The 15,240-nt window shown below is 64.3% G+C and carries 18 protein-coding genes; 9 read left to right on the forward strand and 9 right to left on the reverse strand.

The window, feature by feature from the left end; genetic code table 11:
- Positions 1-25: 25 nt before the first annotated feature.
- Positions 26-1,063, reverse strand: a complete 1,038-nt coding sequence (locus FJ490_RS10700) for a 2-dehydropantoate 2-reductase (RefSeq protein WP_140655286.1) — start codon at positions 1,061-1,063, stop codon at positions 26-28.
- A 129-nt stretch (positions 1,064-1,192) separates the two neighbouring features.
- On the opposite strand from FJ490_RS10700, the gene dapE reads away from it, so the two are divergent.
- Positions 1,193-2,386: a succinyl-diaminopimelate desuccinylase gene (gene dapE / locus FJ490_RS10705; protein ID WP_140559065.1), complete on the forward strand. Its 1,194-nt coding sequence runs from the start codon at positions 1,193-1,195 to the stop codon at positions 2,384-2,386.
- Between the two features lie 5 nt (positions 2,387-2,391).
- On the forward strand, positions 2,392-3,021 hold the full coding sequence (locus FJ490_RS10710) for a transporter (RefSeq protein ID WP_140514320.1): 630 nt from the start codon (positions 2,392-2,394) through the stop codon (positions 3,019-3,021).
- Here FJ490_RS10710 and truA read toward each other — a convergent pair.
- The 4 genes from truA to def are packed head-to-tail and all read right to left on the reverse strand — an operon-like array spanning position 3,009 to position 5,757.
- Entirely contained in the window at positions 3,009-3,758 is a 750-nt protein-coding gene (gene truA / locus FJ490_RS10715) for a tRNA pseudouridine(38-40) synthase TruA (RefSeq protein ID WP_140524228.1), read from the reverse strand. The two genes, FJ490_RS10710 and truA, sit on opposite strands and share 13 nt — an antisense overlap.
- A 23-nt stretch (positions 3,759-3,781) precedes the next feature.
- Positions 3,782-4,288, reverse strand: coding sequence for an N-acetyltransferase (locus FJ490_RS10720; RefSeq protein ID WP_140514323.1), 507 nt, complete (start codon positions 4,286-4,288; stop codon positions 3,782-3,784).
- Positions 4,285-5,220: a methionyl-tRNA formyltransferase gene (gene fmt / locus FJ490_RS10725; RefSeq protein ID WP_140514325.1), complete on the reverse strand. Its 936-nt coding sequence runs from the start codon at positions 5,218-5,220 to the stop codon at positions 4,285-4,287. The genes FJ490_RS10720 and fmt overlap by 4 nt, the downstream gene beginning before the upstream one ends.
- 6 nt (positions 5,221-5,226) lie before the next feature.
- Positions 5,227-5,757: a peptide deformylase gene (gene def, locus FJ490_RS10730; RefSeq protein ID WP_056573548.1), complete on the reverse strand. Its 531-nt coding sequence runs from the start codon at positions 5,755-5,757 to the stop codon at positions 5,227-5,229.
- 103 nt (positions 5,758-5,860) lie between these two features.
- On the opposite strand from def, the gene FJ490_RS10735 reads away from it, so the two are divergent.
- Positions 5,861-7,147, forward strand: a complete 1,287-nt coding sequence (locus FJ490_RS10735) for a DNA recombination protein RmuC (protein WP_140491433.1) — start codon at positions 5,861-5,863, stop codon at positions 7,145-7,147.
- Between the two features lie 19 nt (positions 7,148-7,166).
- Here the strand turns inward: FJ490_RS10735 and FJ490_RS10740 are convergent, their stop codons facing one another.
- Positions 7,167-7,571, reverse strand: coding sequence for a GFA family protein (locus tag FJ490_RS10740; RefSeq protein WP_140491431.1), 405 nt, complete (start codon positions 7,569-7,571; stop codon positions 7,167-7,169).
- Between the two features lie 123 nt (positions 7,572-7,694).
- Positions 7,695-8,648, reverse strand: a complete 954-nt coding sequence (locus tag FJ490_RS10745; protein WP_140524219.1) for a cation diffusion facilitator family transporter — start codon at positions 8,646-8,648, stop codon at positions 7,695-7,697.
- Between the two features lie 273 nt (positions 8,649-8,921).
- Between FJ490_RS10745 and FJ490_RS33515 the strand changes: the two genes are divergently transcribed.
- A complete protein-coding gene (locus tag FJ490_RS33515) occupies positions 8,922-9,047 on the forward strand; it encodes a hypothetical protein (RefSeq protein ID WP_140491427.1) in 126 nt (41 codons plus the stop codon).
- 234 nt (positions 9,048-9,281) lie between these two features.
- Positions 9,282-9,596, forward strand: a complete 315-nt coding sequence (sugE, locus tag FJ490_RS10755; protein WP_140524218.1) for a quaternary ammonium compound efflux SMR transporter SugE — start codon at positions 9,282-9,284, stop codon at positions 9,594-9,596.
- Positions 9,597-9,778: 182 nt separating this feature from the next.
- Here the strand turns inward: sugE and FJ490_RS10760 are convergent, their stop codons facing one another.
- Complete coding sequence (locus tag FJ490_RS10760; protein WP_140491421.1) at positions 9,779-10,207, reverse strand: DUF6481 family protein; 429 nt, start codon at positions 10,205-10,207, stop codon at positions 9,779-9,781.
- Positions 10,208-10,427: 220 nt separating this feature from the next.
- On the opposite strand from FJ490_RS10760, the gene FJ490_RS10765 reads away from it, so the two are divergent.
- The 4 genes from FJ490_RS10765 to FJ490_RS10780 all read left to right on the forward strand — a co-directional run bounded on the left by FJ490_RS10765 (position 10,428) and on the right by FJ490_RS10780 (position 14,151).
- Positions 10,428-11,486, forward strand: a complete 1,059-nt coding sequence (locus tag FJ490_RS10765) for an LLM class flavin-dependent oxidoreductase (protein WP_140491419.1) — start codon at positions 10,428-10,430, stop codon at positions 11,484-11,486.
- A 151-nt stretch (positions 11,487-11,637) separates the two neighbouring features.
- On the forward strand, positions 11,638-12,804 hold the full coding sequence (locus FJ490_RS10770; RefSeq protein ID WP_140514329.1) for an AI-2E family transporter: 1,167 nt from the start codon (positions 11,638-11,640) through the stop codon (positions 12,802-12,804).
- 73 nt (positions 12,805-12,877) lie between these two features.
- Positions 12,878-13,126, forward strand: a complete 249-nt coding sequence (locus FJ490_RS10775; RefSeq protein WP_140655300.1) for a hypothetical protein — start codon at positions 12,878-12,880, stop codon at positions 13,124-13,126.
- Between the two features lie 23 nt (positions 13,127-13,149).
- Entirely contained in the window at positions 13,150-14,151 is a 1,002-nt protein-coding gene (locus tag FJ490_RS10780; RefSeq protein ID WP_140524214.1) for an LLM class flavin-dependent oxidoreductase, read from the forward strand.
- A 48-nt stretch (positions 14,152-14,199) separates the two neighbouring features.
- Here FJ490_RS10780 and FJ490_RS10785 read toward each other — a convergent pair whose 3' ends face one another.
- Positions 14,200-15,219 carry a LacI family DNA-binding transcriptional regulator gene (locus FJ490_RS10785; protein ID WP_140491411.1) on the reverse strand — a complete coding sequence of 340 codons (1,020 nt, stop codon included), beginning with the start codon at positions 15,217-15,219 and terminating at the stop codon, positions 14,200-14,202.
- Positions 15,220-15,240: the final 21 nt, after the last annotated feature.

The raw sequence follows: 15,240 nt of genomic DNA on the forward strand, positions 1-15,240 counted from the left end.
CCTGATCCGCGTCGCCTGAATTCATTCAGACGCGACGCGCTTCAGGCGCGGCGACCTGATCCGCGCCGAAACCGGGCGATCCGCGGCCGGCCGCTTCCGCTTCACGCACCAGGGCGATGATCCGCCGGACCGTCGGCGCCGGCGTGCCCGCTTCTTGCGCCAGGCGAAGAACGGCGCCTTGCAAATCGCCGATCTCCGTCGGCCGGCCGCGCTGCAGATCGTCCCACATGGAGGAACGCGCCTCCGGGTCGATGGCCAGCATCCGCCGCGCCAGCAGCCTGAATAGCCAATCGGGGAGGCGGAGCACTATCGGCAACAGCGCCGGCCGCAAGCCGGCGATCCGCGCCGGCTCGATGCCCGACGCCTTCATGGCCTGGAGCGCCTCGTCGATCTGTCTTGCCAGGATCAGCCGCCAGCGCCGGTCGGCAAGCTCGCTCGCCAGCGGCAGGCCCGAAAGCGCCACCAGCGCATTGTTCAAATTCATCAAAAGCTTGCCCCACAGCACGGCTTTCATGTCGGCATGGACTTCAACCCGGAACCCTTCGACGCCGAGAAGGCTGATCAGACCGGCATCGCTGTCCTCGATCATGACCTTGCCGTCGCTGGCGCGGTGGACACGAAGCGGCAATTCGCCGTCGGCCGATTGCACGACATTGAACGGCACCATGCCCGCCAGCACTGTTCGCCCGTCGACACCGGCGCGCAGCCTGTCGGCATTGTCGATGCCGTTCTGCAGGCTCACCACCACGGCGTCCGGCGGGGCATGTGCGGCGATGAGCGCAGCCATTTCCCGCGTCGCGCCGCTCTTGACGGTGACCAGGATCACGTCCGCCTGCGGCAAGGCGGCGGCTGGATCTGTGGTGACGGCAAGCGCTTGCCGCTCGAGGCCCCGGTCGCGGCCCTCAAGGTCGCTGACCCGCAATCCGCCTTGCCGCAGAGCCGCCTCGATGCGCGGCCGGGCAAGCAGAATCACCTGGCGCCCGGCGAGCGCCAGGCAGCCGCCGGCATAGCAGCCGATGCTGCCGGCGCCGGCAATGACGATTCTCTTGTCCCCGTTTGCCATCCAGTCGCTCCGCACCGGGCCCACGACTATACGACATGAAAACCATAATGTCGGCGGTATCGCCGGTCATAGGACTGGCCCCTACGTCTGGCCGTGACAGGCCTTCAGCTTTCGACTATCGCTTTTGCCATGACGCTGCCGACCGATCCCGCCGCAAACCTCGCCGCCCTCATCCGTTGCGCCTCCGTGACGCCGGCCGAAGGCGGTGCGCTGACCGCGTTGCAGACGATGCTGGAACCGCTCGGCTTCCTCGTCGATCGCCCGATTTTTTCGGAAGACGGCACGCCCGATATCGAAAACCTTTATGCCAGGCGCTCAGGCAATGGCCCGCATCTGATGTTCGCCGGACACACCGACGTGGTGCCGGTCGGCGACGAAGCCGCCTGGACGCATCCGCCCTTCGGCGCCGAGATCGCCAATGGCGAGATGTATGGCCGGGGTGCGGTCGACATGAAGGGCGGCATCGCCTGTTTCATCGCCGCGATAGCGCGCCATGTCGAGACGAATGGCGGCCCGAAGGGCTCGGTCTCGCTGCTGATCACCGGCGACGAGGAAGGCCCGGCCATCAACGGTACCACGAAGCTGCTCGAATGGGCGGCTTCCAGGGGCGAGAAATGGGATGCATCGATCGTCGGCGAGCCGACCAACCCGGCTGCGCTCGGCGACATGATAAAAATCGGCCGGCGCGGCTCGCTGTCGGGCGACGTCATCGTCAATGGCCGCCAGGGCCATGTCGCTTATCCCTTGCTTGCCGACAATCCGGTACGCGGGCTGATGAGCCTGGTCGATGCTTTGCTGCATCCCGTCTTCGATGAGGGCACGAAGGATTTCCAGCCGACCAATCTGGAGGTGACATCCATCGACGTAGGCAACCCGGCCACCAACGTCATTCCAGCCAAGGCGACCGCCACCTTCAACATCCGCTTCAATGACAGCTGGACCGCCGAGACCATACAGGCCGAAATCCACAACCGTCTCGACCAGGCGGCGGGCCGCAGGAAATATCGGCCCGGCAAGGAGATGCCGGTCGACTACGAACTCGTCTGGCGCGACCGGCCGAGCCATGTCTTCCTGACCCGCGACGACAGGCTGATCGAGACGTTGAGCGGCTCGGTCAAGGCGGTGGTCGGCAGAGAACCGGCGCTATCCACCTCCGGCGGCACCTCGGATGCGCGCTTCATCAAGGACTATTGCCCGGTTGTCGAATTCGGCCTGGTCGGCAAGACCATGCACATGGTCGACGAGCGCGTCGCCCTTGCCGATCTCGAGACGCTGACGCAAATCTATCAGCGCTTCATCGAAGACTGGTTCGGACAGGACTGAGCAGCATGCTTTCGGCGGACGAGACCCAAGTTTCGCTGACCGGCGCCTGGCGACTGATGCTCGGCAGGGCCGATGGCCTGCGTCTGCTCGACCTGTCTGCCGATGGTTTCTGGAATTCCTTTTTCGCCATCGTCGTCGCGGCGCCGGCATTGATCGTCGGCTGGGTCGGCATCGCCAACGAGATCGGCGATCCCGATGCCTTCGCGGGCCGCTTCAGCATGCTGTTGCGGCTGGCGACAGTCGATATCGGTTCCTGGGTGCTGCCTCTGGTCGCACTCGCTCTGGTCGCGCCGCGCGCCGGCATCGGCGGCCGCTTCGTGCACTATGTCGTGGCCTCGAACTGGGCTTCTGCCATCACCGCCTGGCTGATGCTGCCGTCCGCGCTGATCAGGCTTTTCCTGACCTCGGCGAGCCAGATCTCCAGCCTTGTGTCGCTGCTGTTGTTCGCGCTGTCGATGGTGCTGACCTGGCGCATGACCAACGCGACCATCGGCAGGGGGGCCGCAATCGGGACCGCTGTCTTCGTTGGCATGTTCATCGCTTCGCTGATCGTGCTGTTCGGGCTGCAGGCGCTGCTTGGCATCACGGTTCCGGACACCGGAGCTCAGAGCCTTTCGGGACTCTATCCGGGATAATCGACGCCGATCAGAAAAAGCCCGTCGGGCGGCGCCACCTGGCCGCAGGCGGCGCGGTCGTGCGCCTCGAGCGCCGCCTTGAGATCGCCGGCCGTCCATGCGCCTTCGCCGACGCGCTTGAGCGAGCCGACCATCGAGCGCACCTGGTTGTGCAGGAAGGAACGCGCCGAGGCTCTGACTTCGATCATGTCGCCCGAACGGCTGACGTCAAGACGGTCGAGCGTGCGCACCGGGCTCTCGGCCTGGCATTGCGTGGAACGGAAGGTGGTGAAATCATGCCGCCCGAGCAGCACTTTGGCTGCTTCGTGCATGGCAGCGGCGTCAAGCTGCTTCGGCACCCACCATACCTTGCCCTTTTCCAGCGCCGAGGGCGCGCGCCGGTTGAGGATGCGGTAGAGATAGTGACGGCCGATAGCCGAGAAGCGGGCATCGAAGCCGTCGACGACGGTCGTTGCTTTCAAGATCGCGATGCGGTTGCCGGCGGCCTGCAGATGCGCGTTGACGGCGTCGCGCACCTTGTCGTCCGGCCAGGCCTTGGCCAGGTCGACATGCGCCACCTGGGCCGTCGCATGCACGCCCGCATCGGTACGGCCGGCAGCGCGCAAGCGGACCTGCTGGCCGCAGAATTTTTCGATCGCCTGCTCGATCGCCTGCTGCACCGAAGGCTGGTCCGCCTGGTGCTGCCAGCCGGCAAACAGGCTGCCGTCATATTCGATGTCGAGGCGAAAACGCGGCATGTCGGGCGGCTATACGCACTCGCCTAGGCGGCGAGTGCGGTGAAGGCCGAGGCGTAGACCAGCCGGCCGGTTTCGGGAGCGTCGCCCCAGGCCAGCGCCTGCAGCGCCTCGCCCTGGTACTCGCTCTCGAATCCTTCGGCGCGCGCGTGGCTGTAGCCGAAACGGCCGTAGTAGGTGGGGTCGCCCAGCACCACGGCCAGCATCTCGCCGGCGTCGCGCAGGCGGATGTGAGCCTCGCGGATCAGCGCGCCGCCAATGCCGGTGCCGTGAAAGGAGGGCTCCACCGCCAGCGGCGCCAGTGCCACCGCCGGGAAATCCTTGCCGCCGGTGCGGGCGAAAAGCCGCGAAAACAGGATGTGGCCAACCACTTGCCCGTCTTCTTCCGCCACCAGTTCGACAACGGCGTCGCCGCCGGAAACCAGCGCGTCAACCAGCCCGGCCTCCGCCTGCTGGCCGAAAGCGTGTTCCTCGACGAGGCGGATGGCCTCGCGATCCCGCGGCGTCGCCGCGCGTATCGACATCATGCTCATGACAATTTCATTCCTTTTTCGATCTTGGTCCCGCGCAGGAATTCTTGCGCGGCGGCGGGCCTTCCGCCCGCCCGTTGAACTTCGACCAGCCGGATCGCGCCCGCTCCGCAGGCGACCGTCAGGCGGTCGTCGAGAATTCCTCCCGGTTCGCCCATGCCTTGCGCAAGCGTCGAGCGAAGCAGTTTCAGCCGTTCCACCCGGCCACCAATTTCAACCTCGCACCAGGCGCCGGGGAAGGGCGACAGGCCGCGAATGTTATTGTGGACTTCGGCCGCGGGTCGCGTCCAATCCACGTGCGTATCGGATTTATCGATCTTTTTGGCGTAGGTCACCCCCTCAACCGCTTGGGCGGTGAACGCCAGGCTATTCCTTTCCAGCCGCGCCAGCGCTTCCACGATCAGTGCGGCGCTGACGCTCATCAATCGATCATGCAGATCGCCGGCGGTCATATCGGGTTCGATGACGCATTTTTCAACCAGCCCCACCGGGCCGGTGTCGAGGCCTTCTTCCATGCGCATGACCATCATGCCGGTTTCGCTGTCGCCCGCCATAATCGCCCGTTGGATGGGCGCCGCACCGCGCCACCGCGGCAACAGCGAGGCATGGCCGTTGATGCAGCCCAGTCGCGGCGCCTCAAGCACCGCCCTGGGCAGCAGCAGGCCGTAAGCCACGACCACGCCGATATCGGCTTGCAGCGCGCGAAAAGCTGCCTGTTCGGCCTCGCCCTTGAGCGACGTCGGCGTGCGCGTCTCGATGCCCAGCCGTTCCGCCTCGCGCTGTACCGGCGACGGCGTCAGCTCAAGGCCGCGCCGGCCGGCGGCTCGCGGCGGCTGCGTGTAGACGGCCGCGACCTCATGTCCGGCATCGGCAATTGCGCGCAATGTCGGCACCGAAAACTCCGGCGTCCCCATGAAAATGACGCGAAGGGGCATTGTCCCCTATCCCACCAGCTTGCCCGGAGCCTTGTCCTTGGCCAGCTTCTTGAACTTCTTCACCACCATGTCGCGCTTCAGCTTCGAAATGTGGTCGATGAACAGCACGCCGTTGAGATGATCGATCTCATGCTGCAGGCAGGTTGCCATCAGCCCCTCGGCCTCCATTTCCTGCAGCTTGCCATCGCGGTCGAGATACTTGACCCGCACGGAAGCCGGGCGTTCGACCTCGGCATAATAGTCGGGAATCGACAGGCAACCTTCCTCGTAGACGGAGCGCTGGTCGGCGCTTTCCAGGATTTCGGGATTGATGAAGACATGCGGCGCCGGCGTCTCGTCCTCCTTGGCGAGGTCGATCACCAGCATGCGCAGCGGCTCGCCGATCTGGATCGCGGCCAGCCCGATGCCGGGCGCGTCATACATGGTCGCCAGCATGTCGTCGGCCAGTTTGCGCAAGGGCGCGTCGACGCGCTCCACCGGCTTGGAAACCTGGCGCAGGATGGGGTCGGGAAGGATGATGAGCGGCTTGATCGGCATGGCGTCTCACCTAAGACCTTGAATAAAGGGCGTCAACCGGTACGCCGGGGGATCGTTCACGTTTTGATCTGTGCTGGCCGGCCGAATCGTCTATGCTGTGTGCATGAACGACCTGACATCCATCCTTTCGGAACCTGTCGCCCGGCTTGGCGCGACCACGATCACGCTCGGCCATGCGCTGGCGTTCGGGGCCTTTGTGTTTCTTGGCCTGTTCGTGGCGCTTGTCGTCGCGCTGTGGCGCTCGGCCAAGGCGCGCGCCGTGGCCGCTGCCGAAGCCGCCGACCATGCCCGCGACGCCGAGGCGCGGATGGCCGGCATATTGCAAAGCCAAGCCGAGATGCAGGGCCGCATGGGCGCCATCGCGGAAGTCTTCGGCGCGCGGCAGGCGGAACTGACGCAATCGATCGGCCAGCGCCTCGATGCCATGACCGGCCGCCTCGGCCAGACCATGACCGAGCAAACCAAATCCACTCATGAGAGCTTGGCCAAATTGCAGGAGCGGCTGGCCGTCATCGACACCGCGCAAGGCAACATCCAGTCGCTCGCCGGCCAGGTCGTGCAATTGCAGGCGATCCTCTCCAACAAGCAGACGCGCGGCGCCTTCGGCCAGTCGCGCATGGAAGCGATCGTCGCCGACGGTCTGCCGCACGGCGCCTACGAGTTCCAGGCGACCTTGTCCAACGGCAGCCGTCCCGATTGCCTGGTGAAGATGCCCAACGGCGCGCCGGCGCTTGCCGTCGACGCCAAGTTTCCGCTGGAAGCCTGGAACGCCATCCGCGCCGCCGAAGGCGCCGAACAGCAGAAGGTCGCGTCGCAGGCCTTCCGCCGCGACATCGAGGTGCATGTCCGCGATATCGCGGATAAATATCTGATCCAGGGCGAGACGCAGGATACCGCCTTCATGTTCGTGCCGTCGGAATCGGTGTTTGCCGAGATCCACGAAAATTTCGAGGCGGTGGTGCAGAAGGCGCACCGCGCCCGCGTCGTCATCGTCTCGCCGTCGCTCCTGATGCTGTCGATCCAGGTCATCCAGGCGATCCTGAAGGATGCCCGTATGCGCGAGCAGGCACACCTGATCCAGGGCGAGGTGATCCGGCTGATGGAGGATGTTTCGCGCGTCGACGAGCGGGTGCGCAAATTGCAGGGCCATTTTGCCCAGTCGGCCAAGGATATAGACGACATCCTCGTCTCGACGTCGAAGGTGACCAAACGCGGCCAGAAGATCGAAGCTCTGGAGTTTGGGGCGCAGCCCGGAGGCGATGCCGACCCTGACATGGCGTCACCAGCCCCTGCGAAGCCGGAACCCGGCCCGCGCGTTGTCGATTCCCCACGCGTTGCCGATTCAAAGACCGGCCAGCTCAGGCTGAGGGTCGTCGAAGGCGACGAATGAGGCGCCGCACCGGACGGCGCTACTGCTCCTCCACTGTGGTCATGCCGTGAAATTCAGGTAGCCAGTGAAGCGCCGAGCGGTGCCATTTTTGCAGTGTCGGAATCAAATCCTGGCGTTGCCGCGCGGTTCCCACTCGAATGCCGTAGACCTTTGGGCCATCTCCGACCGACGTGGCGTAAAGGTGCGAACCGCAGTCGGCGCAAAAGGCCTGGACGCGCTTGGCGCCGCTTGCCACGGTCTTGATGTAGACCTTCGGTGTACCCTTTGTGATCCGGTAGTGATCTTCAGGCGCCGGAACGGTGACGCGAAAGGCCGTACCGGTCAACTGTTGGCAATCGGTACAATGGCAGATCGAGGTCTTTTCCGGTTCGACCTCCGCCTCATAGGTGATGGCACCACAATGACAGCCGCCGTCGATCTTCATAATCAGTCCTCCAAAACTCGATCGGCTGATTTTAGCGGCGCAGCGTCGCAAGGCAACGACGCGACGCTGGTCCAAGACATAATCCCGAGGAGTGAAATGTGCTTTCGAGACCTGCTCAAAACTCTACTCGGATGCCGATTCGATCAGCTTGCGCCGCTGTTCCCAGGTGCCTGTCGTCTGCGGCTTGACGAACAGCCGGGTGATCTCGGGCATTTCCTTCCTTAGCCGCGCTTCGAGGCGCTCGACGCAGGCTTCGATTTCCGGCGCCGACAGATGGTCCTCGAATTCGATGCTCAGGCCGGCAACGATTTCTTCCGGCCCCAGGTGGACCGTCAGGACGCCGTTCGCCCGCTGCACCGCCGGATCCTGCTGCGCGATCGCCAGCACTTCTTTCTGCACCGCGGGCGAAGCAGGCTCGCCGATGAGCAGCCCCTTGCTCTCGCGCGCCAGGAAGGCCGCGGTCGCACCCAGGATCAGCGCAATGCCGATCGAGGCGGCGCCGTCCAGTTCCGGCATCTCGAAAATCTCCGCCGCCAATATGCCGGCAAAGGCGACGATCAGGCCGAGAAGCGCGGCACTGTCCTCGAACAGCACTGTGTAGACGCTTGGATCCTTGCTCGATTGCACGGCCTGCAGCCAGCCCTGCTGGCCCTTCTGCCGGCGGAATTCCCTCAGCGCCACCAGCCATGAGCTGCCCTCGAACAGAAACGACAGGCCGAGCACGATGTAGTTGACCCTGACATTGGCGGCCGGTTCGGGCGCAATGATGTGCGTCACGCCTTCGTAGAACGATACGCCGGCGCCGAGCGCGAAGACGAGAAGCGCCACGATGAAGCTCCAGAAGTAGAGCTCGCGGCCATGGCCGAGCGGATGCGCGCGGGTGGCCGGGCGTGCGGCGCGATGCATGCCATAAAGCAGCAGGCTGCCATTGCCGGTATCGACCAGCGAATGCACGCCTTCCGAAAACATCGCCGAACTGCCGGTGAAGAAGGCTGCGACGAATTTGGTCAGCGCGATCGCGAGATTGCCGGCGAGCGCCGCGTAGATGACCGTTCGAGAGCCGCCATGCCCCGCCATTGCTTCCCTGTCGTCCTGTCCGACACGCGAAGTCTAGAGCAATTGCAGGAAAAGTGGGAGCCGATTTCCTTGAGATCATGCTGCGGGCCCGCCGAAATTCCGCGGCCATCGCGACGCACCAACACCCCGTCCGTTCAAGTCGCTGCGCGCCGGTTCGGATTCATAAGGCCGCCGAAACAGGTTGCCGGTTTTCGCGGCCGTGACCGCGAACGGCCCTTGCCTAGAGGCATTTCTCTTGTTTCACTTCACTTCCCGCAACTGGAGGAACGAATCATGGCAAAAGGTGCGATGAAGGCAGGCAAGGAGGCCCGCAAGCCAAAGAAGGACGCCAAGAAGCCGGCCGCTGCTCCCACGCTCAAGGCGCCGCCGGTCAAGGCAACGAGGCTCAAGGAAAAATAGTCGCGTGCCTCGGATGGAGTTCGCCGGCGGCGTTCGGAACACCGCCGGCAGTTTGTTGATCGGGCGTTAAGACACCCTATATCTGGTGCGGGGACGACCCCACATCTCCTGAAATCCGGTCGGGACGACCCGCCCACTGTCTGATAGGGCATCGGCTGCCGCGGTGCTCGGTCGATCGCGCATTGCATCGTCTTGAAACGGACATTGGTGCGATGCTTGGATGGAGCGTTCCCCATGTCATGGATTTTTCTGTTTTTCGCCGGCCTGTTCGAGATCGGCTGGGCAATCGGCCTCAAATACACCGACGGATTCACCCGGCTCGTCCCGACCGTGCTCACGGTCGCCTCGATGATCGTCAGTCTCTCGCTGCTTGGACTGGCGCTGAAAGCGCTGCCCGTCGGCACCGCCTATGCGGTGTGGACCGGCATCGGCACGGTCGGCACGGCGCTGCTCGGTATCTGGCTGCTCGGCGAGCCGGCGACCGTCATCAGGCTCGCCTGCATCGCGCTCATCGTCTGCGGCATTATGGGGCTGAAATTCGCGGCATAAAGCAATCCAGGAAGCGAAGCGGTTTTCCATCCGAAATTGCGTCGAAGCAAACAGAGCAATTTTGCGAAAGTCGCATCACGAACGGCGTCGGCAATCGCACGAATTGGCGCGCGGACAAACGCATGCAGGGCCGCTTCGCAGCGACCCTGATCCTCGAAGCAGGTTGCTCCGGCGGTCTGAGGCTAGCGGCCGGTAAAGCCTGGCGGTGTCCTGCCGGTGCGCGCCTTGCGCGCCGCATAGCGCGCGTCGCGCTTCGCCTTGCGCTCGGCCTCGTCGGCCAGCAGACGCGCGATGCGCTCGGCCTCTTCGGCTTCCCGAATCCTGGCTTCCGCCTGCGCCGCCTCTTCGGCCGCGACCCGTGCGGCTTCGGCTGCGGCCTCGCGCTCGGCCTTCTCGATTGCCTCGCGTGCCAGCCTTTCCTGCTTCAGCCTCGCCTTCTCGGCCTCGCGTATCTCACGCGCCGCAAGGATAGCCTTGCGTTCGGCCTGTCGCGCCAGCACCGCGGGATCGTCCGCCGCCGGCTTCGACTTGAAGCGCTCCAGAAGCGCCTTCTTTGCCTCGTTCGCGGCGTTGCGCCGCTCGAAAATGTCTTTTTCCCTGTAGATAGCCAAGTCCACTTCCCTGAAGTCAATTCGCGACGCTTACATACGCGCGAAAACCGGGAGTTCAAGCGCCAAAACGGTATGCCAGCCATGAAATTCCGTGCTGTTGCAGCCGGGAGACGCCTTCGCGGCCGAAACGGACACGCACTGTTCGCAGTCAGACCCTCTGGTGGTGATACGGGCTGATCGCTACCTCTAGCGCGAAAATCAAACGCCAGGATGACACCAGATGGAACTCGGTCTCTACACTTTCGCCGACGTCAGCCCGCAGCCGGGCCCCGGCGCAATCGGCCCGCACGAGCGGCTGCGCAACCTGATCGAGGAGATCGAACTGGCCGATCAGGTCGGCCTTGACGTTTTCGGCCTTGGCGAGCATCACCGGCCGGACTATGCCGCGTCCGCGCCTGTCGTGGCTCTGGCCGCGGCGGCCGAGCAAACCAAACGCATAAAACTGACCAGCGCCGTCACTGTCCTGTCTTCGGACGATCCGGTCCGCGTCTTCCAGCAATTCGCCACGCTCGACCTTCTTTCCGGCGGCCGGGCCGAGATCATGGCCGGGCGCGGCTCGTTCATCGAATCCTTTCCGCTGTTCGGCTACAATCTTGAGGATTATGACGAGCTGTTCGCCGAAAAGCTCGACCTGCTGCTCGCCATCCGCGATCAGGTGAAGATCACCTGGTCCGGCAATCTGCGCGCGCCGATCAACGATCGCGGCGTCTACCCACGCCCCTTGCAGGAAAAACTGCCGATCTGGATCGCCATCGGCGGCACGCCGCAGTCCGCCGCCCGCGCGGGCGCGCTCGGCCTGCCGCTGGCGCTCGCCATCATCGGCGGCGAGCCGGCGCGGTTCGCGCCGCTGTTTGACCTCTATCGCGAGGCCGCCAGGCGCGCGGGCGCCGATCCGAAGGGTCTTGCCACCAGCATCAACGTCCACGGCTTCATCGCCGACACGACCGAGAAGGCGGCCGACGATTTCTATGGCCCACAGGCCGAGGTGATGAACCGCATCGGCCGCGAGCGCGGCTGGGGTCCGACCTCGCGGGCGCATTTCGACCAGTCACGCGGCCCGGGCGGCGCCTTGTTCGTCGGCAATCCCGAGCAGGTGGCCGAGAAGATCGTCGCCCAGCACAAGATCTTCGGCAATGACCGCTTTTTGCTGCAGATGGCGATCGGCATCATGCCGCATGCCAAGGTCATGAAGGCGATTGAACTCTACGGCACCAGGGTGGCGCCGATCGTGCGCAAGGAAACGGCTGACGCCGTCCCGGCCCCGGCGCCTGCCGCGTAGTATTGCACTTCCGCGAAAAATTGCGCGGGAACAGTAACCGCGACGGCGGGCCTCGTGGGCTCGCCGTCAACGCCGGCTAACGGAACTTTGGACCGGCAGGGGCGTTTTCTCAGCGGTTGCGCCAATTGCGGTGCGCCGCCGAGGGACCGTGATGAAAGCTGACCCCACCGCTTCGGTCGCGGGCGTTTCCGAAGCAGAAGAGGCGCGCATCGCCGCCCGCGCCGACACCCATATGATACGCTCGCTGCTCGTCGGCATCTTCATTTTCATGGCCATCTATGCGCTCTATTTCGCCCGTGCCTTCTTCATGCCGGTCATACTGGCTTTTCTGCTGGCATTGACGCTGACGCCGATCGTCAGGCTTCTGCGCAAGCGCGGCATCCCCGAGGTGATTTCGGCGACGCTTCTGGTGCTTCTGTCCCTCTGCCTCTTCGCCAGCGCCGGCTACCTGCTGAGCGGCCCGGTGATCGATCTCATCAACAACACCTCGTCGATCGGCCAGCGGCTGACCGAGCGGCTGGCGCATTTGCGGCCTCCGCTCGAGAGGATCATGGAGGTTACACATCAGATCGAAGGCCTCACCGAGACGTCGCAGGAGCCGGGCATACAGAAAGTCGCGGTAGCCCAGTCTGGCTTCCTGTCGTCGGCGGCCTCGAACATTCTTTCGGCGGGAACAAGCCTGACCATCATCTTCGTGCTGTCGCTGTTCCTGCTCGCTTCAGGCACGATGTTCTATGAAAAGATCATCCAGTCCTTCGCCAGCCTTACCGAGAAGAAGCGGGCGCTGCGGGTCGTTTACGACGTGGAACGGGAAATCTCGCACTATCTGCTCACCGTCACCATCATCAATATCGGCCTCGGCACGATCATTGGCCTTGGTCTGTGGGCACTCGGCATGCCCAACCCGCTCGTCTGGGGCGCCACGGCCGCTCTGCTTAATTTCCTGCCCTATGTCGGTGCCATGATCACGCTCATCGTGGTCACGATCATCGCGCTGATCAGCTTCGACACGATCTCCTATGCGTTGTTGGCGCCTGCCTTCCTGCTTTTGTGCGACATCGTCGAAGGCCAATTCGTAACGCCGATGGTTGTCGGCCGGCGGCTCGAGATCAACGCCGTGGCGATCTTCATCGCCATTGCCTTCTGGTCATGGCTATGGGGCTTTGTCGGCGCGCTGATGGCGGTGCCGCTGCTGGTCCTCATCAAGGTGTTCTGCGATCACTTCGACGGTCTGAGCCATGTCGGCAACTTCCTGGCGGCACAACATCTCTCGGCGGTGGAAGATGAGGCCACCGAGGAAGGTAAGGCTCCGGCATAAAGCCGCGCGTCTGGTTTGCGGCGCCTGGCTCGAATGCCTATATCCGGCCGGTCCAATGGCCGGTGCCCTTCCCATGAGCGATGCTTCCTTCGACCTCGACGACTGTTTCGCTCGCATCGGCCATGCCGGCTTGCGCGATGCGCGGCTGGGCGCGTCGCCAACATTTGGCGTCGACAGATCCGGGATTGCATTTCCTGTCCATCATCGCGGCAGCCCCGCCGAGCAGAAACGCATGGCCGCGGCCAGCGGATTTGCCGATGCGCTCGGGGGCGGCTTGGCATCCTCATTCCCGACCGCACGGCCTTCGAGGCAGGGTGCTTGAGATAAACCTCGTGGAGACCTGACATGGCAGCCCTTTCCGTCCTCGACCTGTCGCCGATCGTCGAAGGCAGCGATGCCTCGCAGTCGCTGGCCAATTCGCTCGATCTTGCCCGCCATGCCGAGCGGCTGGGCTACAAGCGCTATTGGCTGGCCGAGCATCATAACATGCCGGGCATCGCAAGTGCCGCCACCTCGGTCGTCATTGCCCATGTCGCGGGCGGCACCAAGACCATTCGCGTCGGCGCCGGCGGCATCATGTTGCCCAATCACTCGCCGCTGGTCATCGCCGAGCAGTTCGGCACGCTGGCCGCCTTGTTCCCCGGCCGCATCGATCTCGGCCTCGGCAGGGCGCCCGGCACGGACATGAACACGGCGCGCGCCTTGCGCCGCAATCTCGAGGCCGGTGCCGACAATTTTCCGCAGGACGTCGTCGAGCTGATGGGCTATTTCCTGCCGGCGGAAGAGGGCCAGCGGCTGCGCGCCGTGCCGGGTGAAGGCCAGACCGTGCCGGTCTGGATCCTCGGCTCCAGCCTGTATGGCGCGCAGCTTGCCGCCATGCTCGGCCTGCCCTACGCCTTCGCTTCGCATTTCGCGCCGGCCGAGCTAGACCATGCGCTGGACATCTACCGCTCCCGCTTCCAGCCGTCGGAACAGCTCGACAAGCCCTATGTCATGCTCGGCCTCAACGTCTTTGCGGCGCCCACCGACACTGAGGCACGACTGCTGTTCACCTCGCTGCAGCAGGCTTTCGTCAATCTGCGCACCGGCCGCCCCGGAAAATTGCCGCCACCGGTCGAGAACTATGACCGCGATCTCGATCCGATGGCCAAGTCCATGCTCGGCCAAGCGCTGTCCTGCGCCGTCGTCGGCTCGCCGGAAACGGTGCGGCAAGGCATCGACGCCTTCGTTCGCCGCACCGGCGCCGACGAATTGATGGTCACCGCGCAGATATTCGATCATGCGGCTCGGGTGAGGTCCTTCGAAATCCTGGCCGACGCCCACAAATCGCTGTCGCAAGCGGCGTGAGATTTCCAGCTCGGCGCTTGCCGATAGCGATTCAACCACTGAACCGCTCTACGCACTCACACTCTGCGCCACCGCTCCCAGCGGTCGGCATGAATTGCGGATCATCAGCCGGCCCTTGAGCACCAGCTTGCGCGGCGGCGCGTCGCGATTTCCGGCAAGGCGGTCGAGCAGCAAATTGGCCGCCTGTTCGCCGATCGCCTGCACCGGCTGCGCCACCGTGGTCAGTTGCGGGACAAACACGTCCGACCACGGAAAATCGTCGAAACAGGCGATCGAAACATCTTCCGGGCAGGACAGGCCGATATCGCGGATCGCCTTCATGGTGCCGATCACCATCGGATTGTTGGCTGAGAAGATCGCGCTCGGCCTGTCGTGCAGCGACAACAGCTGCATGGCCGCGTTATAGCCGTCGATCTCGTGAAAATTGCCGGAACGTACCAGCTCCTCGGCGACCGGCAGGCCGGCTGCCTGAAGCGCTTCGCGATATCCGGCCATGCGATCATGCATCGGTGAGATATCCGACGTTCCGGTGATGTAGCCGATGCGCCGGTGCCCGAGATGTATCAGGTAGGTGATGGCGTCGAACACGGCGCGCTGGTTGTCGAGCACCACGGCATCCGTGTCGACACCGTCGCAGATGCGGTCAAGCAGGACGACCGGCACGTTGGCGTCGTCGACGATGCGCTTGAGGATCGTCCCATCGCCGACCCGCGCCACGATCAGCCCGTCGACCATACGGTCGAGCAGCAGCCTGATCTGGTCGTCCTGGGTGTTGAGGTCCTCGTCCGTGCAGCACAGCATGACCGCATAGCCGGCGCGGTCGAAGGCCTGCTGGATGACTGACACGACATCGGTGAAGAACGGATTGGTGATGTGCGGGACAGTCAATCCAATGGTGCGCGTTGTGCCCATTTTCAGGCTGCGGGCGATCGCATTGCGCTTGTAGCCGATATCGCGGATCGCCTGCTCGATGCGCTGGCTGAGCTCCGGACTGACGGTCGCCGTGCCGTTGATCAGCGCCGAAACCGTGGCGACCGACACGCGCGCCGCTTCGGCCACGTGAAGCATGGTCGGCGCCGTCGATTTTCG

Origin of the sequence: Mesorhizobium sp. B2-5-11, from assembly GCF_006440835.1 — a bacterium.
GTDB lineage: Bacteria > Pseudomonadota > Alphaproteobacteria > Rhizobiales > Rhizobiaceae > Mesorhizobium.